Below are 20,414 nucleotides of genomic sequence, written 5' to 3' on the forward strand. Positions count from 1 at the left end.
GCTCAGGCCGCGTCGGAGAGCCGAATGTCCGCCGAACCGGTGACGACGGGCGTCGCGCCGACGGGACCGGCCAGCGACTCCTGCTTCTGGTCGAGCAGCTCGCGGCGCGGGCAGTCGCCACGCCCCAGCAGCGCCTGGATCCTCCGGACACAGCCACCGCAGTCCGTACCGGCCTTGCAGGCGGAGGCTATCTGCCGGGGCGTACAGGCGCCGGCGTCCGCATGCTGCTTGACCTGCTGTTCCGTGACTCCGAAACACGAGCAGACGTACATGCGGTTCACCTCCCACCGGGATCGATCGCTAGCGCCGCCCCGATCTTTTCGGTGAGGCTAACCTAACCTTACCCGTCGACCCTGGTGGGTAAAAGCCCCGGAACGGCCTGTGGGGCACGGATCACATCGATCCGTGCCCCACAGCCGTACAGTCCGGCGATTCCTACTGGTCGCGGTACATCTCGGCGACCAGGAACGCCAGGTCCAGCGACTGGCTGCGGTTGAGCCGGGGGTCGCAGGCCGTCTCGTAACGCTGGTGCAGGTCGTCCACGAAGATCTCGTGACCGCCGCCGACGCACTCGGTGACATCGTCACCGGTGAGCTCGACGTGGATGCCGCCCGGGTGCGTCCCCAGACCCTTGTGCACCTCGAAGAAGCCCTTGACCTCGTCGAGGACGTCGTCGAAGCGGCGGGTCTTGTGGCCGGACGCGGCCTCGAAGGTGTTGCCGTGCATCGGGTCCGTCACCCACGCCACGGTGGCGCCGGAGGCGGTGACCTTCTCGACGAGCTCGGGGAGCTTGTCGCGGACCTTGTCGGCGCCCATGCGGACGATGAAGGTCAGCCGGCCCGGCTCGCGGTCCGGGTCGAGGCGGTCGATGTAACCGAGCGCGTCGTCGACGGTGGTCGTCGGGCCGAGCTTGATGCCGATCGGGTTGCTGATCTTCGAGGCGAACTCGATGTGCGCGCCGTCCATCTGGCGGGTGCGCTCACCGATCCACACCATGTGGCCCGAGGTGTCGTACAGCTTGCCGGTGCGCGAGTCGGTGCGCGTCAGCGAGGACTCGTAGTCCAGCAGGAGCGCCTCGTGCGAGGCGTAGAACTCGACCGCCTTGAATTCGGCCGGGTCCGTGCCGCACGCCTTCATGAAGTTCAGCGCGTTGTCGATCTCGCGGGCCAGGGCCTCGTAGCGCTGGCCGGAGGGCGAGGACCTCACGAAGTCCTGGTTCCAGGCGTGGACCTGGCGCAGGTCGGCGTAACCGCCGGTGGTGAAGGCACGCACCAGGTTCAGCGTCGAAGCGGACGCGTGGTACATCTGCTTCAGCCGCTGGGGGTCCGGGATACGGGCGGCCTCGGTGAAGTCGAAGCCGTTGACGGAGTCGCCGCGGTAGGTCGGCAGGGTCACGCCGTCGCGGGTCTCGGTCGACTTGGAACGCGGCTTGGAGTACTGACCGGCGATCCGGCCGATCTTCACGACCGGCACGGAGGCCGCGTAGGTGAGGACGGCACTCATCTGGAGCAACGTCTTGAGCTTGGCTCGGATGTGCTCGGCCGACACGGCGTCGAACGCCTCGGCGCAGTCGCCGCCCTGCAGCAGGAACGCCTCGCCCTTGGCGACGGCTCCCATGCGGGCACGCAGCTGGTCGCACTCGCCGGCAAAGACGAGAGGCGGATACGACTCGAGGTCCGCGAGCACATCGCGCAGGGCCTCGGAGTCGGGGTACTCGGGCTGCTGCGCCGCGGGAAGGTCTCGCCAGGTCGCCTTGTCGGCGACACTTCGGGATTCAGCTTTCACGATCACACCGCAAGACTACGGGGTCGCCGCTCCCCGACCGGCACACGCTCGCCTGGTGAGACAGACCGTCCGAAGTCACCCCGGGGAACGGCCGCCGCCAGGGGGCACGACGGGCGCCGCGCCCGGTCGCGGTGCGCTACGATCCACGGCATGTTCGCGCAGACAAACCAGAACTGGTGGTGGACCGCTCATCCGGCGGCCCGCTGATTCATCGCGCGTACACACTTCGCGAAGGCCGCCCGGGGGGCGGCCTTCTCTGCGTTTCGGAGCCGTTCCTCCTCATCGGAAGGAACACCATGCCCGTTTCCGCGACCGACCTCGTCCACCGCCTGCTCCGGGACGACTGCCCGCCCTTCGCCCTGCTGCGCAGGCGCACTCCGGGCCACGACCACGACACCGTCGACGTACTGATCGGCCGCGTCCGTGAAGCGGACCGGCTCGCCGACATCCCCGTGGGCGAACAGCCCTCGCTCGCCCTGGTGCCGTTCCGGCAGATCGCCGAGCGTGGCTTCGACGTCCGCGACGACGGCACTCCGCTGTCCGTCCTGCTCGCCCAGGAGTCGTACGCGCTGCCGCTCGACGAGGTGCTCGCCGCGCTTCCCGCCCATGAGGTGCGCGTGGAGGGCGGGAGCTTCGACGTGCCCGACGCGGAGTACGCGGAGACCGTCCGGCGGGTCATCGAGGACGAGATCGGGCAGGGCGAGGGCGCGAACTTCGTGATCCGGCGCACCTTCGGCGGCGAGATCCCCGGATTCGGCCGGGCCGACGCGCTGGCACTGTTCCGGCGGCTGCTGGCGGGCGAGCGGGGTGCGTACTGGACGTTCGTCGTGCACACCGGGGACCGGACCCTGGTCGGTGCCAGCCCGGAGGTGCATGTGCGGATGTCCGGCGGCACGGTCGTGATGAACCCGATCAGCGGAACCTACCGCTACCCCGCCGGCGGCCCCACCGCCGAGAGCCTGCTGGCCTTCCTCGGGGACCGCAAGGAGACCGAGGAGCTCTCCATGGTGGTCGACGAGGAACTCAAGATGATGTGCACCGTGGGCGACATGGGCGGGGTGGTGGTCGGCCCCCGGCTGAAGGAGATGGCCCATCTCGCGCACACCGAGTACGAACTGCGCGGGCGCTCCTCGCTGGATGTCCGGGAGGTCCTCAAGGAGACCATGTTCGCGGCGACGGTCACCGGCTCCCCCGTGCAGAACGCCTGCCGGGTGATCGAGCGGTACGAACCCGGTGGCCGCGGCTACTACGCGGGCGCGCTGGCCCTGCTGCGCCTCGACGCGAACGGGGCGCAGACCCTCGACTCACCGATCCTGATCCGGACCGCGGACATCTCGGCCGACGGACACCTGAAGGTTCCCGTCGGCGCCACGCTCGTACGCCACTCGACCCCGGAGAGCGAGGTCGCCGAGACCCACGCCAAGGCGGCCGGGGTACTGACCGCCCTGGGCGTGCGGCCGGGCCGGCCCCGGGCGGAGGCCGAGCGTCCGCAGCTGGCCTCCGATCCGCGGGTGCAGGCGGCGCTGGACGACCGGCGCGGCGGGCTCGCACCGTTCTGGCTGCGGATGCAGGAGCGCACGCAGGAGCTGTCCGGTCATGCCCTGGTGGTGGACGGCGAGGACACCTTCACCGCGATGCTGGCCCATCTGCTGCGGTCGTCGGGTCTGGAGGTGTCGGTGCGCCGGTACGACGAGCCCGGGCTGCGCGATGCCGTACGGGTGCACGAGGGTCCCGTCGTGCTGGGACCCGGGCCCGGGAACCCCGCCGACGCCGCTGATCCGAAGATGCGGCTGCTGCGCGCGATGGCCGCCGAACTGCTCCGTGACCACCGGCACGGACTGCTCGGGGTCTGCCTCGGACACGAGCTGATCGCCGCCGAGCTGGGCATGGAGATCGTCCGTAAGGCGGTGCCCCACCAGGGGGCGCAGACCCGGATCGAGCTGTTCGGCCGTCCGGAGACCGTCGGTTTCTACAACAGCTTCACGGCCCGCTGCGACGAGTCGACGGCCGCCGAGCTGACCGCGCACGCCATCGAGTCGAGCCGGGACGCGGCCACCGGTGAGCTGCACGCGCTGCGCGGGCAGGGCTTCGCGTCCGTGCAGTTCCATCCGGAGTCGGTCCTGACCGTGCGCGGGGCCGCGATCGTGACCGAGCTGCTGGCGGGTCTGCCGGTGCTCAGCTGACGGAGTGAGCGGGGCCCCGGCGGTCGTCCGGGGCCTCAGTCACCGGGGAGGGCCGGCACGAGGACGTTGTCGCTGCGGCGGCCGGCCAGGTAGTCGGCGACGTTCCGCACGGTGGCTTCCACGATCTGGCCCACCGCGTCCTCGGTGTAGTACGCCTGGTGCGAGGTCACGACGACGTTCGGGAAGGTGACCAGCCTGGCCAGGGTGTCGTCGTCCACGCCTTCCAGGGACTTGTCGAGGAAGAAGAGCCCGGCCTCCGCCTCGTACACATCGAGCCCCACACCCGTGAAGCGGCCCGCCCTGAGCTCGGCGACCAGCGCCATGGTGTCGATGAGTCCGCCACGGCTGGAGTTGATCAGGATCGCGTCGTCCTTCATCGCGGACAGGGCCTCCCTGCCGATGATGTGGTGGGTCGCGGGCAGCAGCGGTACGTGGAGGCTGATCAGGTCGGCCTCGGCGAGGAGCCGCTCCTTCTCGACGTACGTCATGCCGAGCTCCAGGCACGCGGGATTCTCGGCCACGTCCCAGCCCAGCAGCTTCATGCCGAACCCGTGGGCGATCCGGGTGAACGCCTCGCCGATCTTTCCGGTGCCGATCACTCCGACGGTGCGTCCGCGCATGTCGCGTCCGAGCAGCCCGTCCAGACGGAAGTCGAAGTCGCGGGTGCGGCTCGCGGCGCGGATGATGCGGCGGTTGACCGCCATCGCCAGGGTCCAGGCGAATTCGGCGACGGAGTACGGCGAGTAGTACGAGACCCGGGCGACGCGCAGGGCCAGGCGCTCGGCGACGTCGAGGTCGATGTTGTTGAAGCCCGTGGAGCGCTGGGCGATCATCTGCGTGCCGCCCGCCGCGAGGGTCTGCAGGACGCCGCTGCCGAGGTCGGCGTTGACGCTGGTGGAGATGATCTCGTAGCCCGCCGCGATCGGTGCGGTGTCCCTGTTCAGGAAGACGTCCAGGCAGCGGACCTCGTGCTGTCCGGCGAAGGCTTTCTCGATCAGGGGCTTCTCGTCGGACTGCACACCAAATGCCAGGATTTCCACGAGGTCTCCCGTTTTTCGCGCAGCGAGGGGTAGGGGCCGGTCATCGCGAATATACGGCCCGCCCCCTCGGTGCGCCGCTCAGCCGATGTCGTCGAGACCGCGCTCGATCGCGTACCTCACGAGCTCCACCCGGTTGTGCAACTGGAGTTTGCCGAGGGTGTTCTGCACGTGGTTCTGAACGGTGCGGTGGGAGATGACGAGCCGTTCGGCGATCTGCTTGTACGAGAGTCCCTTGGCGACCAGGCGCAGCACCTCGGTCTCCCGGTCGGTGAGTGCCGGAGCCTTCGGTTCGTCGGACGCGACGGGGGCCGGGTCGGAGGCGAGCCTGCGGTATTCGCCGAGAACCAGACCGGCGAGGCCCGGGGTGAAGACCGGATCGCCCGCGGCGGTGGAGCGCACGGCGTCGGTCAGTTCCTGGGTGCTGGCGGACTTCAGCAGATAGCCGGTGGCGCCCGACTTCACCGCTTCCAGGACATCTGCGTGCTCACCGCTGGCGGAGAGCACCAGGACCCGCAGTCCGGGATGGGAACCGACGAGTTCCTTGCAGACCTGGACGCCGGGCATCCCGGGCAGGTTCAGGTCGAGGACGAGGACGTCGGGCCTGGCGGCCTTCGCCCGGCGCACGGCCTGCGGGCCGTCACCGGCGGTCGCCACCACCTCGAAGCCGGACTCGGCCAGATCGCGGGCGACCGCGTCGCGCCACATCGGGTGGTCGTCGACGACCATCACCTTCGTGGGCACCTGCTGGGACTCCTGCGCGTTCGGTGTACTCATCGGGCCGATCCTGCCTTCCCCCGTGGAACCTTCGGAACCTTCAACTCGACCTCCGTGCCCTGTCCGGGCACCGAAATCAACGCGGCCGTGCCACCCAGGTCACGCAGCCGCCCGCGGATCGACAGGGCCACCCCGAGCCGGCCCTCCCCCTCCGCCTGGGCGAGCCGCCCTTCCGGGATGCCGGGGCCGTCGTCGCGGACCGTCACGATCACTTCGTCCGGCTCGTCCTCGACCAGGATCCATGTCTGGGCGTCCTGCCCCGCGTGCACCCGCACATTGTCCAGGGCGGCGCCGACCGCGGCGGCGAGCTCCCGGGCGGCCTCGGGCGGCAGCAGCACCGGAGCGCCGGGTTCGGCGAAGCTGACCCGGGACCCCGCGTGCGGGGCGAGCAGGGTACGCAGATCGCAGTCGGCTCCGCCGGCCCCTTCGTCGTCGATCTCGACGGTACGGACCACGGCGCCGTCGGCGGCGTCCTCGGAGACCCGGGTGGTGGGGACCAGGCCGCTGGAGACGAGGGTGCGCAGGGCGACCTCCTGCTCACCGGCCATCCTGCCCAGTTCGGCGGCCTCTCCTCCGAGCGCCGAGCCGCGGCGCTGCACCATGGCGAGGACCTGGAGGACGCTGTCGTGGATGTCGCGGGCCAGTCGTTCCCGCTCGCGGGTGGCCGCCTCGATCTCCAGGGCCCGGGCCAGGGTGCGTTCACTGGCGCGGGCCACCTCGACGACGTAACCGATGGCGATGGAGGCGACCCAGACCAGCAGGACGTTGTGCAGGGTGTCCCGGCTGGGGTGGCCGCGCTCGATGAGGTTGGCGACGGCGACGAAGGTGGAGGCGAAGGCCGCCCACCGCCAGCCGCCCTTGATGGCGAACGCCAGGACCGAACCGGCCGTCCAGATCGACGGGAGGGTCGGGCCGTCGACGTGCTGGGCGTCGAAGTCGGCCAGCGGGGTGAGGAGGATTCCGGTGAGGGCGACGACGAGGTCGGCGCCGAGGAAGCGCTTGGTGCAGCGCGCCGCGCCGGCCACCTTGGGGAGGGTGACGAGGGTCCAGACGGCCATCACCGCCAGGTAGGCGACGGCCACCCACGGCCGCTCGTACTTCTCCCGCCCGACGGTCGCCAGAAGCACCGCGTAGCCCAGGGTGAGCAGACGGTACGCGGTCAGAGCACGCCACAACGGCTGCTCGACGGACATCCGCACGACACGCTCGCGCTTGGTCATCTCCCCCACCCCCCGGACGGACAGCGGCGCGACTACGCGCCCGACCGTCCCGTTCCGTCCTTGTCCGCGGCCTCCGCGGCGCTTGCCTGCTTCTGCGCGCGCTTCTCGTCCTCGGCCCGGAGCTTCGCCTCGTCGGCGATCTGCCGCTTGGCCGCCGTCGCGTAGATGTCGACGTACTCCTGGCCGGAGAGCTTCATGATCTCGTACATGACCTCGTCGGTCACCGAACGCAGGATGAAGCGGTCGCCGTCCATGCCCTGGTAGCGGCTGAAGTCGAGCGGCTTGCCGATCCTGATGCCGGGTCGCATCAGCTTGGGCACCACCTGCCCGGGGGGCTGGATCTTCTCAGTGTCGATCATCGCCACGGGGATGACGGGCGCACCGGTGGCGAGGGCCACGCGTGCGAGACCGCCGGGCTTGCCCCGGTAGAGACGGCCGTCCGGCGACCGGGTGCCCTCGGGATAGATCCCGAAGAGCCCGCCGCTCTCGATGACCTGTATGCCCGCCTTGATGGCCGCCTCGCCGGCGCCGCGGGCCCCGGAGCGGTCCACCGGGAGCTGGCCGACGCCCTTGAAGAAGGCCGCGGTCAGCCGTCCCTTCACCCCGGGCGCCGTGAAGTACTCGGCCTTCGCGATGAAGGTGACCTTGCGGTCGAGCACGGCCGGCAGGAAGAACGAGTCGGAGAACGACAGATGGTTGCTCGCGAGGATCGCAGGCCCCTGTGCGGGGATGTTCTCCAGGCCCTCCACCCACGGCCTGAAGGCGAGCTTCAGAGAGCCGCCGATGGAGAACTTCATTGCGCCGTAGATCAACTCGGGTGCCTCCTGTGTGCTGTCGATGAGACCTTAACCTGTGGGGTCTCCCGCGCTCCCGCCCGGCACAGGGCTGTGCCCCCAGCGGAGACGGGGCCGGTCCCGCGGCTGCGACCGGTGACGGCCCTGGTCGGTGTCGGTCCGGTCGCGTACGGTGAAGTAATCCTTCTGCGCACTCTCTTTTGAGCCCTGACGCTTCACCCGTACCCGCGCATACCCACCCGTCACAGCCTCACGAACAGGAGACCCCCGGTGCCGGTCCTCCCTGGAGCCGAGCCGTTCCGCCACGATGGCGGAGAGGTCGGCGTCCTTCTCTGTCACGGATTCACCGGATCGCCGCAGTCGCTGCGCCCCTGGGCCGACTACCTGGCCGAGCGGGGGCTGACCGTCGCGCTCCCGCTGCTGCCCGGACACGGCACCCGCTGGGAGGACATGGCCGTCACCGGCTGGCAGGACTGGTACGCGGAAGTGGACCGGGAGCTGCGCGTCCTGCGGGAGCGGTGCAGCCAGGTCTTCGTCTTCGGGCTCTCCATGGGCGGCGCGCTGTCGCTGCGGCTCGCGGCGAAGCACGGTGACGCGATCACCGGCCTGGTGCTCGTGAACCCGGCGAACAAGGTGCACGGTCTCTCGGCCTACGCCCTCCCGGTCGCCCGCCATTTCGTGCGTACGACGAAGGGCCTCACCAGCGACATCGCGCTGGAGGGCGTCGAGGAGACCGGTTACGACCGGGTGCCGCTGCACGCGGCCCATTCGGTACGCAACTTCTTCCGTCTGGTCGACGCCGAGCTGCCCCAGGTCACCCAGCCGCTCCTGCTGCTGCACAGCCCGCAGGACCATGTGGTGCCGCCCGCCGATTCGGCCCGCGTCCTCAGCCGGGTGTCGTCGACGGATGTCCAGGAGATCCTGCTGGAACAGAGCTACCACGTGGCGACGTTGGACCATGATGCGGAGCGGATCTTCGAGGAGAGCTACTCGTTCATCGGCCGCCTCGCACCCAGCGTCGGGAAGAAGGGGAGCACGTCCGGTGGCTGAGCACGACGCGGAGCGCACAGGCAGTGACGAGGAGCGCGAACCGCGTCCCACGGAGGGCGCCGCGGTCCCCGAGGGGACCGAGGACGCCCGGCCGATCGACGAGGAAGCGGCCTGGGAGGCCATCGTCGCGGGGTACGGCGAGGAGCCGCCGGACCCGCCGGGCGCCAAGCCGTTCAAGTCGATCGAGGATCTGGCCCTGCTGGAGGACGATCAGCTGAACGTCCTGGAGCCGGACGCGGGCACGGGCGACGACGCGGACAAGGGCGCGGGCAAGCCGCTGTCCCCCAAGCCCGCGAAGCCTCCGGAGAAGAAGGCGCTCGGCAGTTCCGTCGTCTTCGCGCCCGGTGTCGCAGGCCCGCGCGACTACGAGGTGGAAGAGCCCGGGAACGGCGACACCGATGGTCCCGACGACGGCGAGGAGGGACATTTCGTCCCGCCGGAGCCGCCGCCGCTGCCGGAGGCCGACGTCACGGCGAAGTTCGCCTGGCTCGCGGTCGTCGGTGGTCCGGTCCTGCTGCTGATCGCCGTGCTGCTGCAGTGGGAGATGACGTGGTGGCTCACCACGATCTGCATCGGTGGTTTCCTCGGCGGCTTCGCGACGCTGGTGGCGCGGATGCCTCACGACGACGAGGACGACGTGGACCCGGGGCGCGGCGCGGTGGTCTGAGGCGTCGCCTTCCGGCGTGAGCGGCCGCGGGTCAGGCCGGCCGGGCCGTCGTGGACAGGGCGGGCACCCGGAGTGCCGCCAGCACCGGCAGGTGGTCCGTGGCGGCCCGCAGGTCCGCGTCGGTGACGCCGGGCAGGCCCGAGGGGACACCGCAGCCGAGCACCTCGATGCCGTCCGTGGCGAACACCGCGTCGATGCGCCGTCGGGGCTCGTCCGGCGGGAAGGTGGCCTCGCCGCCCCAGGGGCGTACGGCCCGGCAGTCCTGGAGCCGCCCGGCCAGCCGCTCGAACGCCGGCCCTTCCGGCCCTTCGTTGAGGTCGCCCGCCGCGATCGCGTGGGGCACCCGCATGCTGTCCAGCCGTTCGAGCAGAAGGCCCGCCTGCGCCAGGCGTTCCTCGCGCTGGAGGCTGAGATGGCAGCTGAGGAGCCCGATCCGGGTTCCCGCGATCCGCACCACGGCCGTGGCGAATCCTCTGCGGTGCAGTCCGGGGGTGCGCGGCAGCAGCACGTCCTCGGTCCGCTCCACCGTGGCCCTCAGCGAACAGAGCAGCAGGGGCCCGGCCGCCGTGGCGCCGCCGCTGAGGATCACCAGATCGGTACGGGCGGCGAGCCTGGCGGCGGCCTTGCGCCAGCGGAAGAAGCGCGGGGCCTCCTGGACGAAGACCAGGTCGGGACGGCAGGCGCGGATGACCCGGGCCAGGGCCTCGGTGTCGTCGCGCAGGGACCGGACGTTGTAGCTGAGCACTCTGACGACGGCCGAACCGTCCTGCTCGGTACGGGAGTCGGGCAGCGGCGTCATGACCATGGGATTCACGATACGACGGACGCCCGCCGCTCCCCAGGGGGCGCGACGGGCGTCCGGTCGTACGGTGCGGGCTCAGCCCTGGCGGGCCAGGTCGGCCGCGCCCACCAGGCCGGCCTTGCCGCCGAGCTGGGCGGCGAGCACCTGGGCGTGCGGACGCCACTCGCCGCCGATCAGCCAGCGCCGGAAGGACTTGCGGATCGGGTCGAGGACGAGCTCGCCCTCGTCCGAGACGCCGCCGCCGACGATGAAGGCGGAAGGGTCGAAGAGCGAGGCGAGGTCGGCGAGTCCGGCTCCGGCCCAACGGGCCAGCTCACGGAACGAGTCGACGGCGACCAGGTCGCCCTGCCGGGCGGCGGCACTGATGTGCTTGCCCTCGATGCCCTCCACCGTGCCGTCGCCGAGCGACAGGAGGATCGCCGCGTTCTCCGGGGTGGCGTTGGCGCGCTGCTTCGCGTAGCGGACGAGCGCACGCCCCGAGGCGTACTGCTCCCAGCAGCCCTGGCTGCCGCAGCCGCAGAGCAAACCGTCCGGGACGACCCGGATGTGGCCGAACTCGGCGGCCACGCCGAAGCGTCCGCGCCGCAGTTTGTTGCCGATGATGATGCCGCCGCCCAGGCCGGTGCCGAGCGTGATGCAGATGACGTCGTCGTGGCCCTGTCCGGCACCGAAGCGGTATTCGCCCCAGGCTGCCGCGTTGGCGTCGTTCTCGACGACGACCGGCAGACCGACGCGCTGCTCGACCTTGTCCTTCAGCGGCTCGTGCCGCCACTTGATGTTCGGTGCGAACAGCACGGTGGCGCGCTTGTCGTCGACATATCCGGCAGCGCCGATGCCGACTGCCTCGACATCGTGCCCCTCGCTCGCTCCGGCCACGGCTGAGCAGATCGCGTCGACGATGCCTTCGGCCGTCGGCGGGGTCGGTACCTTGAACATCGAGAGGATCTGGCCCTCTTCGTCGACCACTCCAGCCGCGATCTTCGTGCCGCCGATATCGACGCCGATGGTGAGTCCCATGAATCCCTCAGTTTCGGTCGAGCCCCGCTACGGCCAACCGTACCCGAGGCGGGGAAGGCGCCGGGCCTTCTGCCTCCGACCCGGGGTCAGTCCAGGTCGATCTTTTCGCTGCCGCCGGGGCCCTCGTCGCGGGGGTCGGAGGGGTCTTCGGCCGCCTTCTTCGCAGTGTCGGCGCCGCCCGCACCCTCGGTGGTACGGGTCCAGCGGGCCTCCTGGCCCTCGACGGCCGAGCGGTAGGCGGCCAGGAGTTCGTTGCCCGCCGCGGCGAGGTGGTCGAAGAGGTCCGGATTGCGCTCGATGACGGGCTCGACGGCGGACTTGGCCTGCCGGATCGCCTGCTGGACGGCGCCCTGGGCGGCAACGCCGAGCAGCGGCGACTGGAGCGAGGAGACCTTGTCGGCCACCGCGTCGACCAGCTTGCGCAGTTCCTCGGCGGCGGAGCCGGGCTGCGGCCCGTTCTCGGCGCGGCGCCTGGCCTTCTCGGCTGCGAGGTCCTCGGCGCAGGCATCGGCCCACGCGTCGCCGTCGGCGGGACGATCGGTGGCTTCACTCATGGCGGGCTCCTGCGGGCAAGGGTGCTGTAGTACCGACGTTACCCGAACGGGGGTAAACCGTTCATCGGCTCCGCGGCCAGAGAGCCGGGTCCGGCGTGAACCGGACACGCAGCACGCCGTCCGTGAGCGCCGCTCCGGAGACGGTGCAGCGGCGCAGCCCGGACTCCAGTCGCACGATCCGGTGGAACGGGCCGACGGTGAGGAGCAGTTCGTCGCCGCGGCGGACGAGCTGGAGCTCGTCCTTGCGGGCGCCGGGCAGCGGCAGGCACCAGACGAGGGTCCCGTCGGCCGCGTCCCCGGACGGGTCCGCGGTCCGGGTGTCCTCGATCCACCAGGGGTCGTCGGCGGGGCCCGGTGTCCGGTCGTCGGGTGCGAGGTCGCCGAGAAGGGCCAGATCGTCCAGGCCCCGTGGATCGTGGCCGAGGTGGGCCGCCTCGCGCACGGGGGTCGTGGGGGCCCACTCCTGCGACCAGTGGTCGAGGCACTTCTCCTGCTGGGCGGCGAGGCCGGCGAGCCAGGGGTCCACGGAGTGCCGGGGCAGCACGCGGCCGGCCACGAGCGCGTCGACGCGCAGTCCCTGCAGGGCGAGTCCGGCACGGGCGGTGCGCAGGGTCTCCTCGGCGGCCGGGCCGGGTTCGGCGACCAGCCGGACGGTCGTCGAGCCGTCCTCGATCAGGGCCTGGACCGCGGCCAGCTCGGCGTCCTTGCGGGCGGCGGCCTCGTACAGCCACTGCGCGGGCGCGGGAACCCCGGCGAGCTGGGCGAGGACCGGACGCAGGGCGCGGGCGGCCTGGCGTTCCTGGGGCAGGAGGCGGCGCAGATAACGGCGCAGCTGATCGGGCAGGGCGAGGACGGCGAGGGCCTCGCGCAGCGGCGGCAGGTCGACGACGAGGACGTCCGTGCCGTCCTTCGACCAGTCGCCCTCTGCGGCGCGCCGCAGCGTGTGGAGGAGCGCGAACTGTGTGCTGCCGGGAAGTTCGGTGAGTTCCTCGCCGGCGAGGCGGTTGGCTCCGAGCAGGCCCAGCACTCCGGACGCCCGGTCCTGGAGGGCGAGGAGTTCCTCGCGGAAGTGCTCGCCGGAGTCGATGCGGGCGTACCGCAGTCCGTCGGTGACCTCGGCGGGTTCCGTGCCGGTGGGGAATCCGGGTACGGCGTCGGCGGAGACGAACAGGGTGCGCAGCCCGGCGCGTGCGGCGGCCAGGGCGGTCGCCGCGGCGACCGTCGTACGGCCTGCGCCGCCGGGGCCGGTGACCAGGACCGTACGCACGCGGTCAGCCCCGCGGGACGGACTCGACGCGCTTCTTCAGTCCGGCCAGCGCGCGGTCGATGATGACCTTCTCCGCCTTGCGCTTGATCATGCCCAGGAGCGGGATCTTGACGTCGACGGCCAGCCGGTAGGTGACCTCGGTGCGGTCGCCGACCGGAACCAGCGTGTACGAGCCGTCGAGGGCCCGCAGCATCTGGGACTTCACCAGGGTCCAGCTGACCTCGTTCTCACCTGTCCAGGTGTACGCGAGGACGTGGTCGTCCTTGATCGCTCCGGCGTCCAGGACCAGCCGGACCTGCTCGGCCCGGCCCTGGTCGTCGCCTGCCAGCACCTCGGCCTGCTTCACCTCGCCGGTCCACTCGGGATAGCGGGCGAAGTCGGCGATCACTCCCATGACGTCGGCCGGTGCCGCCTCGATCATGATGCTCGAGCTGGTGTGTTCAGCCATCGCCGTGGCCCTCCAGTGCGCTGTACCGGTCGCGTTCGGCAGAGGTCTGCCGCGTGCAGGCTATCGCGTACGGGACGGCCTCCGTCCCGCGGTCCGTGTCACCACTCCAGGGCCCATGGCCGCCCGGTGGACGCGAAGTGACCGACGTTGACGCACTCGGTGACGCCGATCCGCATCCGGCGGACCAGCGGCTGGTGGACATGGCCGAAAAGCGCGTAGCGGGGGCGGGTGCGGCGGATGGCGTCGAGAAGGGCCCGGCTGCCGCGCTCGAAGCGGCGCGCCACGGTGTCGTACGTCAGCTCCGGGACGTCGGGCGGGATGTGCGAGCAGAGCACGTCCACCGGTCCGAGCGCCTCGACCTTGGCGGCGTACTCCTCGTCGCTGATCTCGTACGGGGTGTTCATCGGGGTCTTCAGTCCGCCGCCGACGAAGCCGAAGACCCGGCCGCCGATCTCGGCGCGCTGGCCGTCCAGGACGGTGGTGCCGGGGCCCGCGTACTCGGGCCAGAGCCCGGGGATGTCGACGTTGCCGTAGGTGGCGTACGTCGGGGTGGGCAGGACGGCGAACATCTCCGCGTACTGCTTGCGTACCGCGCCGACGATGGCGGCGTTGCGGTCCTTGCCCACCCACAGGGCGCGGCCGAAGGCGCGGGCCTCCTCGAAGCGGCGGGCGGTGCGCAGTTCCACGATGCGGTCCGCGTTCTCCACCCCGAAGAGGTCGGGGAAGATGCCGCGCGAGTGGTCGGCGTAGTCGAGGAAGAGCACCAGGTCACCGAGGCAGACGAGGGCGTCGGCGCCGTCTCCCGCGCGGGCGAGCGCCTGGGTGTTGCCGTGCACGTCGCTGACCACGTGGATGCGCGTACCGCTCCTCGCGGTCGCGCTTCGGCCGTCCCCTCCGCTGCCTCGCATGCCGATCACCCTAGATCTCGGCCCGCTCCGTGGGTAGGTGTGGCCGGACCTGCGGTTACTTCCGGGTCGTCACATGGGTGCACTACTCTGCCCGCTAGGCCCACCTATGTGTGTGATGCATAAGACATCTGGCCGGAACCCCCTATCCGGAACCGACTACCGGTGGGTAACGTCCGGGCAGTCCAGTCGTGCTCACCCCACGGAGCACGTGCCAGTCTTGGACCGCATCCGGTGCGTCACACAGAGCCGTGGCACCGGAGCCCGATGAGGAGCAGCAGTCTTGCGCGAGTTCAGCCTTCCGGCCCTGTACGAGGTCCCCTCGGACGGCAACCTGACGGATCTCATCCGCCGCAATGCCGCTCAGCATCCCGAAGTCGCGGTGATGAGCCGCAAGGTGGGCGGCGTCTGGACGGACGTCACCGCCACCCAGTTCCTCGCCGAGGTCAGAAGCGCGGCCAAGGGGCTGATCGCGTCAGGCGTGCAGCCCGGCGACCGGATCGCCCTGATGTCGCGCACCCGCTACGAGTGGGTGCAGCTGGACTTCGCGATCTGGAGCGCCGGCGCGGTCACCGTCCCGGTCTACGAGACCAGCTCCCCCGAGCAGGTCCAGTGGATACTGGGCGACTCCGGAGCCGTCGCCGTCATCGTGGAGAGCGACGCCCACGCCGAGGCCGTCGCCTCCGTGCGCGAGGGCCTTCCCGAGCTGAACCACGTGTGGCAGATCGACAAGGGCGCGGTCGACGAACTGACCATCGCCGGGGCGCAGGTCTCGGAGGAGACCATGGATCTGCGCACGGTGAGCGCCAAGGCCGACGACCCGGCCACCATCGTCTACACCTCGGGCACCACGGGCCGCCCCAAGGGCTGTGTGCTGACGCACCGCAGCTTCTTCGCGGAGTGCGGCAACGTCGTGGAGCGGCTGAAGCCCCTCTTCCGTACCGGCGAGTGTTCCGTCCTGCTCTTCCTGCCCGCCGCGCACGTCTTCGGCCGGCTGGTCGAGGTGGCCTCCGTGATGGCCCCGATCAAGCTCGGCTGCGTGCCGGACATCAAGAACCTCACCGATGAGCTGGCGGCCTTCAGGCCGACCCTGATCCTCGGTGTGCCGCGGGTCTTCGAGAAGGTCTACAACTCGGCGCGCGCCAAGGCGCAGGCCGACGGCAAGGGCAAGATCTTCGACCGGGCCGCCGACACCGCGATCGCGTTCAGCCGCGCGCTGGGCACCCCGCAGGGTCCGTCCCTCGGCCTGAAGATCAAGCACAAGGTCTTCGACAAGCTGGTCTTCAGCAAGCTGCGGGCCGTGCTCGGCGGCCGGGGCGAGTACGCGATCTCCGGCGGCGCCCCGCTCGGCGAGCGGCTCGGGCACTTCTACCGCGGTATCGGCTTCACGGTGCTGGAGGGCTACGGCCTGACCGAGACCTGTGCGGCCACCGCCTTCAACCCGTGGGACCGCCAGAAGATCGGCACGGTCGGTCAGCCGCTGCCCGGTTCGGTCGTCCGGATCGCCGACGACGGCGAGGTGCTGCTGCACGGCGAGCACCTGTTCACGGGCTACTGGAAGAACGAGGCGGCGTCGGCCGAGGCACTGGCCGACGGCTGGTTCCACACCGGTGACATCGGCACGCTCGACGAGGACGGCTATCTCGCGATCACCGGCCGCAAGAAGGAGATCATCGTGACGGCGGGCGGCAAGAACGTCGCCCCCGCCGTGATCGAGGACCGGATCCGCGCGCACGCGCTGGTCGCCGAGTGCATGGTGGTCGGCGACGGCCGCCCGTTCGTGGGCGCGCTGGTCACCCTGGACGAGGAGTTCCTCGGCCGCTGGGCCGAGGAGCACGGCAAGCCCGCCGGTTCCACGGCCGTGTCGCTGCGCGAGGACCCGGAGCTGCTGGCCGAGGTGCAGCGTGCCGTGGACGACGGCAACGCCGCGGTGTCCAAGGCCGAGTCCGTACGCAAGTTCCGCATCCTGGCCGCGCAGTTCACCGAGGAGGCGGGCCACATCACGCCGTCGCTGAAGCTGAAGCGCAACGTGGTCGCGAAGGACTTCGCCGACGAGGTCGAGTCCATCTACCGCGCCTGATCCGGCACTTGTGAGAAGGGCCTGTTCCCCGTCGGGGGAACAGGCCCTTCTCACATACGGACAGACGCTCCGTCACCTGTTCAAAGAAGCGTCTTCAGCTTCTCCGCGAGCAGGTCCCAGCGCCACTTCTCCTCGACCCACGCCCTGCCCCGCTCCCCCATCCGCCGCCGCAGCTCCGGATCGCCGAGCAGGGTGACGATCCGGTCGGCCGACTCCTCGGCGGAGCCGCCCCGGACCACCCAGCCGGTCTCGCCGTCGAGCACGGCGTCGGGCGCGCCGCCCGAGTCGCCCGCCACCACCGGCAGGCCGGTCGCCGACGCCTCCAGGTAGACGATGCCGAGGCCCTCGACGTCGAGCCCGCCGCGGCGGGTCCTGCACGGCATCGCGAAGACGTCACCGGCGCCGTAGTGCGCGGGCAGTTCCTCCCACGGCACCGGGCCGGTGAAGCGCACCGAGTCCGTCACACCGGTCTCGGCGGCCAGCTTCTTCAGCTCCCCCTCGTACGGCCCGCCGCCGACGATCAGGAGCACCGTGTCCGGCTCCCGCGCGAGGATCGCGGGCATGGCGAGGATCAGGGTGTCCTGGCCCTTGCGCGGGACGAGCCGAGAGACACAGACGACGACGGGCCGGTCCGAGAGCCCGAGGCCGGCCCGGACCCGGTCGCCGCCGGAGGCCGGGTGGAAGGTCTTCTCGTCGACCCCGGGCGGCAGCTGGACCATGCGGCCCGCCGCCTCCGGAGTGAGGGCTGCCGCGATCCGTGAACGGGTGTACTCGCCGAGGTACGTGATCGTGTCCGTGCCCTCGCCGATGCGGCGCAGCAGCTGCCGGGAGCCGGGCAGCTGGGCCCAGCCCGCCTCGTGCCCGTGGCTGGTGGCGACGATCCGGCGCGCACCCGCCTTGCGCAGGGCCGGCCCCATCAGGCCGAGGGGGGCCGCCGCGCCGAACCAGACGGAGGAGCAGCCGTGTTCGCGCAGCAGCCGGCTCGCCCGCCGGGTGACCGCCGGAGTCGGCAGCAGCATCGTCGTACGGTCGCGCACGACCGTGAAGGGCTGCTCCGCGTCGAAGGCCGCGGTGGCCGCGACACCCTCGGGACTCCGCTTCCAGGTGGAGGCGTAGACGACGAGCTGCCCGGGGTCCACGCGCAGCGCCATGTTGTGCAGAAACGCCTGGATACCACCGGGCCGGGGCGGAAAATCGTTCGTCACGATCAGGGTCTTGTCCATCGCCGCCGACAGTACCGAACGGCCCCGCTTCGTCGCTCCGGCACCGTCCCGCCGGGCATCATGGCCCTCCGAAACCACACCGAACCGGATGAGGCAGTCATGACGGGAGCAATCGGTACACGTCTGTCTCTCTCGGTGTGGGCCCTGACCCGGGCGACGCTGCTGCTCTGCGTCTTCAAGGTCTTCACGGTCCCGGGGCCGGACGTGACGAGCGACGTGTCGGCGATCTACCACGGCTGGTACGAGGTGCTGAGGAGCGGCACCTACCCGGTGGACGACGTCACCTGGCAGTACCCGCCCGTCGCCGCGCTCGCCGTCCTCTCCCCGGCCCTGCTGCCGTTTCTGGACTATCCGTCGGCCTTCTACGTCCTGGCCCTGCTCTGCGACGCGCTGGTGTTCGGCCTGCTGCTGCGGGCGAGGCGGCGGCCGGGCAGGAGCGGCGCCGGGGCCTGGGTGTGGGTGGCGGGGGTGCCGCTCCTCGGCCCGACCTCGTACGCCCGTTACGACCTGATGGTCACCGCGGTGGCGGTGGCGGCGCTGCTGGCCGGGGTGCGCCGGCCTCGGGTGCTGGGGGTGCTGGCCGCCTTCGGGGCGCTGCTGAAGGTGTGGCCCGCGCTGCTGCTGGTGGGCACGGCGCGCGGGCGTACGAGCCGGAGCGCCTGGTCGGCCGCCGCGACGACGGCGGCGACCCTGGCCGTGCTGTGCGCGGCGGCGCTGCCGGGTGCCTTCGCGTTCCTCTCGTTCCAGCGGGACCGGGGCACCGAGATCGAGTCACTGGGGGCGCTGGTGTTCCACGTGGCCCGGCAGTTCGGGTGGGAGGGCGGGGTGGAGCTGCGCTACGGCTCGATGGAGTTCGTCGGTCCGTACGTCCCCCTGGTCTCCACGCTCGCCCTGGGGCTGTCCGTGCTCGCCTTCGGCTGGCTCCTGGTGTGGCGGCTGCGGGCGCGGACGTTCACGGTGCGCACTCCGGCGGACGCGGCGTTCACCGCGGTCCTGCTGTTCACCACGACCAGCCGGGTCATCAGTCCCCAGTACCTGCTGTGGCTGGTCGGCCTGGCGGCCGTCTGCCTGGTGTTCCGGGACAGCCGGATGGTGCTGCCCGCCTGTCTGGTGCTGGTGGCCACGGGCGTCACCCTGCTGGAGTTCCCGCTCGGCTTCGCGCACGTGGTCGCCGGAGACGCGGTGGGCGTGGGCCTGCTCCTCGTACGCAACGGGCTGCTGGTGGCCGCGACGCTGGCCGCCGGACTGCGGCTGTGGCAGGAGACCGTCCCCGCCCGGGCGGGGAACGGGCCGCGCGCCGACTCCGCCGAGGGCCCGGAGCGGGGGAACCGTCAGCCGAGCCGGGCCGCCAGGTAGTCGCGCCAGCTCGCCGTGAACTCCTGCGGGGTCGTGCCGAGCACCGTGTGCAGCGCCTGCTCCACCGCCCCGTCCCGCCCCGGGTGGCCCCCCACGGCCTTGTAGAAGGCGATCAGCTTCTCCGCGCCCCAGCGGTCCTCGATGAGCTCGCAGGCCATCCAGCCCCCCTCGTAGGCCCTCGCCAGCCTCCCCGCGTCGCCGCCGAAGCCGAAGTCCTCGTCCACGGGCAGCTCGGCGGGCGGTTCTCCGCCACGGACCGCCTCGGCCAGCTCGGGCGCCACCAGGTCGGCCGCGCGGTTCTCCCCGCGGTACGCGGCCCAGTCGGCGAAGCCCTCGGAGAGCCAGACCGGCGTGGCCGGGGAGGTGTGGACACGGGTCGCCACGTGGGCGGTCTCGTGGGTGAGGACGACCTGCTGCCCGAACGCGCCGAGCATCGCGTACGCCTGCGGATTGACGATCACCCGGTCGGCGGTGCCGGGAGCCCGGCCCGAGCCGCCCACCTCACCGGTGGTGACGGCCGCTATGCCCCGGTAGCTCGCCACCGGCGAGCCCAGCAGCCCCGCCATGCCCTCCACCGTGTCCGGCACCAGCACCACCACACGGCGCGCCCAGGACTCCGGCCAGGCGGCGGAGACGGCCGGCACGGCGCGGTCCGCGGTCTCGGCGACCCCGCGCAGCTCCGCCTCGGGGCGGCCCACCCCGAGGACGAGACTGCGGCTGCCCCGGACGACCTCGATGTCGCCCTGCTGCCACAGCAGGCCCGAGGCGCCCTTGCCGGGCCGGTCGGCGGCGATGTACCAGCGGCCGTCGGCCTCGTCCCTGGTCAGTTCCAGGGTGCGGGAGGCGGACACGGGGGCCCGGTCGTAGCCGTCGATCCGGTAGCGCAGGTCGACGTCGGCGGTGGCCCGGCCGGCGCCGTGGGGCGTCACCGTCCTCAGCTCGTACGACCACGACTTCAGCGGCACATCGGCGAGGTTGGCGAGCTCGGTGCGCTGGGCGGCCCGCAGGGCCGTGGCCTTCGGGGCGAGCGCCGCCAGATACCCCGCCGGGTCGTGGTTCAGGACCGCTGCCGCACGACGGTCCAGGGTGGCGCGGATCTCCTGGGTGGCCGTGTCCCGGGCCGGGTCGCCGGGGGCCGCGCAGGCGGATGCGAGGAGCAGCGCGGCGAGCACGGCACCCGCCGTACGCCGCGCACGGACCCGCTTCCGCCCTGCGTCACGCCTCTGAACAGCCATCCTGCCGATCGTAC

The 20,414-nt window shown here is 71.5% G+C and carries 20 protein-coding genes; 6 read left to right on the top strand and 14 right to left on the bottom strand.

Going from position 1 to position 20,414, the window contains the following annotated elements; genetic code table 11:
• Positions 1–2: 2 nt before the first annotated feature.
• Both OG230_RS09520 and OG230_RS09525 read right to left on the bottom strand, forming a co-directional pair.
• Positions 3–272, bottom strand: coding sequence for a (2Fe-2S)-binding protein (locus tag OG230_RS09520; protein ID WP_328909712.1), 270 nt, complete (start codon positions 270–272; stop codon positions 3–5).
• A gap of 163 nt (positions 273–435) precedes the next feature.
• Positions 436–1,791, bottom strand: a complete 1,356-nt coding sequence (locus OG230_RS09525; RefSeq protein WP_443051523.1) for a class II 3-deoxy-7-phosphoheptulonate synthase — start codon at positions 1,789–1,791, stop codon at positions 436–438.
• A 144-nt stretch (positions 1,792–1,935) separates the two neighbouring features.
• On the opposite strand from OG230_RS09525, the gene OG230_RS36385 reads away from it, so the two are divergent.
• Both OG230_RS36385 and OG230_RS09530 read left to right on the top strand, forming a co-directional pair.
• A complete protein-coding gene (locus tag OG230_RS36385; RefSeq protein ID WP_443051579.1) occupies positions 1,936–1,992 on the top strand; it encodes a trp operon leader peptide in 57 nt (18 codons plus the stop codon).
• Positions 1,993–2,081: 89 nt separating this feature from the next.
• Positions 2,082–3,968, top strand: coding sequence for an anthranilate synthase family protein (locus OG230_RS09530; protein WP_328909714.1), 1,887 nt, complete (start codon positions 2,082–2,084; stop codon positions 3,966–3,968).
• Positions 3,969–4,003: 35 nt separating this feature from the next.
• On the opposite strand, the gene OG230_RS09535 is transcribed toward OG230_RS09530, so the two are convergent.
• The 4 genes from OG230_RS09535 to OG230_RS09550 all read right to left on the bottom strand — a co-directional run bounded on the left by OG230_RS09535 (position 4,004) and on the right by OG230_RS09550 (position 7,814).
• Positions 4,004–5,008 carry a 2-hydroxyacid dehydrogenase gene (locus tag OG230_RS09535; RefSeq protein WP_328909715.1) on the bottom strand — a complete coding sequence of 335 codons (1,005 nt, stop codon included), beginning with the start codon at positions 5,006–5,008 and terminating at the stop codon, positions 4,004–4,006.
• 78 nt (positions 5,009–5,086) lie between these two features.
• Positions 5,087–5,782 (bottom strand): response regulator transcription factor, encoded by a 696-nt coding sequence (locus tag OG230_RS09540; protein WP_328909716.1) that lies wholly within the window; start codon positions 5,780–5,782, stop codon positions 5,087–5,089.
• On the bottom strand, positions 5,779–7,002 hold the full coding sequence (gene macS, locus OG230_RS09545) for a MacS family sensor histidine kinase (RefSeq protein ID WP_328909717.1): 1,224 nt from the start codon (positions 7,000–7,002) through the stop codon (positions 5,779–5,781). The genes OG230_RS09540 and macS overlap by 4 nt, the downstream gene beginning before the upstream one ends.
• A gap of 32 nt (positions 7,003–7,034) precedes the next feature.
• A complete protein-coding gene (locus OG230_RS09550; RefSeq protein ID WP_328909718.1) occupies positions 7,035–7,814 on the bottom strand; it encodes a lysophospholipid acyltransferase family protein in 780 nt (259 codons plus the stop codon).
• A gap of 252 nt (positions 7,815–8,066) precedes the next feature.
• Between OG230_RS09550 and OG230_RS09555 the strand changes: the two genes are divergently transcribed.
• Both OG230_RS09555 and OG230_RS09560 read left to right on the top strand, forming a co-directional pair.
• A complete protein-coding gene (locus OG230_RS09555) occupies positions 8,067–8,846 on the top strand; it encodes an alpha/beta hydrolase (protein WP_328909719.1) in 780 nt (259 codons plus the stop codon).
• Positions 8,839–9,513, top strand: a complete 675-nt coding sequence (locus OG230_RS09560) for a hypothetical protein (protein WP_328909720.1) — start codon at positions 8,839–8,841, stop codon at positions 9,511–9,513. Before OG230_RS09555 ends, OG230_RS09560 begins: the two co-directional genes overlap by 8 nt.
• A 31-nt stretch (positions 9,514–9,544) precedes the next feature.
• Here OG230_RS09560 and OG230_RS09565 read toward each other — a convergent pair whose 3' ends face one another.
• The 6 genes from OG230_RS09565 to OG230_RS09590 form a co-directional block, all read right to left on the bottom strand.
• Complete coding sequence (locus OG230_RS09565) at positions 9,545–10,318, bottom strand: endonuclease/exonuclease/phosphatase family protein (RefSeq protein WP_328909721.1); 774 nt, start codon at positions 10,316–10,318, stop codon at positions 9,545–9,547.
• A 72-nt stretch (positions 10,319–10,390) separates the two neighbouring features.
• A complete protein-coding gene (locus OG230_RS09570) occupies positions 10,391–11,332 on the bottom strand; it encodes an ROK family glucokinase (protein WP_328909722.1) in 942 nt (313 codons plus the stop codon).
• Between the two features lie 86 nt (positions 11,333–11,418).
• On the bottom strand, positions 11,419–11,886 hold the full coding sequence (locus OG230_RS09575) for a DUF5304 domain-containing protein (protein WP_328909723.1): 468 nt from the start codon (positions 11,884–11,886) through the stop codon (positions 11,419–11,421).
• 61 nt (positions 11,887–11,947) lie between these two features.
• Positions 11,948–13,153, bottom strand: coding sequence for an ArsA family ATPase (locus OG230_RS09580; RefSeq protein ID WP_328909724.1), 1,206 nt, complete (start codon positions 13,151–13,153; stop codon positions 11,948–11,950).
• Between the two features lie 4 nt (positions 13,154–13,157).
• The gene (locus OG230_RS09585) at positions 13,158–13,601 is read right to left on the bottom strand and encodes an SRPBCC family protein (protein ID WP_328909725.1); all 444 of its coding nucleotides are present in this window, start codon (positions 13,599–13,601) and stop codon (positions 13,158–13,160) included.
• A 98-nt stretch (positions 13,602–13,699) separates the two neighbouring features.
• Positions 13,700–14,509 (bottom strand): metallophosphoesterase family protein, encoded by an 810-nt coding sequence (locus OG230_RS09590; protein ID WP_328909726.1) that lies wholly within the window; start codon positions 14,507–14,509, stop codon positions 13,700–13,702.
• A gap of 280 nt (positions 14,510–14,789) precedes the next feature.
• On the opposite strand from OG230_RS09590, the gene OG230_RS09595 reads away from it, so the two are divergent.
• A complete protein-coding gene (locus tag OG230_RS09595; protein WP_328909727.1) occupies positions 14,790–16,586 on the top strand; it encodes an AMP-dependent synthetase/ligase in 1,797 nt (598 codons plus the stop codon).
• Positions 16,587–16,666: 80 nt separating this feature from the next.
• On the opposite strand, the gene OG230_RS09600 is transcribed toward OG230_RS09595, so the two are convergent.
• On the bottom strand, positions 16,667–17,809 hold the full coding sequence (locus OG230_RS09600) for a glycosyltransferase family 4 protein (RefSeq protein WP_328909728.1): 1,143 nt from the start codon (positions 17,807–17,809) through the stop codon (positions 16,667–16,669).
• Positions 17,810–17,908: 99 nt separating this feature from the next.
• On the opposite strand from OG230_RS09600, the gene OG230_RS09605 reads away from it, so the two are divergent.
• A complete protein-coding gene (locus OG230_RS09605) occupies positions 17,909–19,165 on the top strand; it encodes a glycosyltransferase family 87 protein (RefSeq protein ID WP_328909729.1) in 1,257 nt (418 codons plus the stop codon).
• On the opposite strand, the gene OG230_RS09610 is transcribed toward OG230_RS09605, so the two are convergent.
• Complete coding sequence (locus tag OG230_RS09610) at positions 19,141–20,400, bottom strand: hypothetical protein (protein ID WP_328909730.1); 1,260 nt, start codon at positions 20,398–20,400, stop codon at positions 19,141–19,143. The genes OG230_RS09605 and OG230_RS09610 overlap by 25 nt on opposite strands.
• Between the last annotated feature and the right edge of the window lie 14 nt (positions 20,401–20,414).

It is taken from the genome of Streptomyces sp. NBC_00234 (assembly GCF_036195325.1).
Lineage (GTDB): Bacteria > Actinomycetota > Actinomycetes > Streptomycetales > Streptomycetaceae > Streptomyces.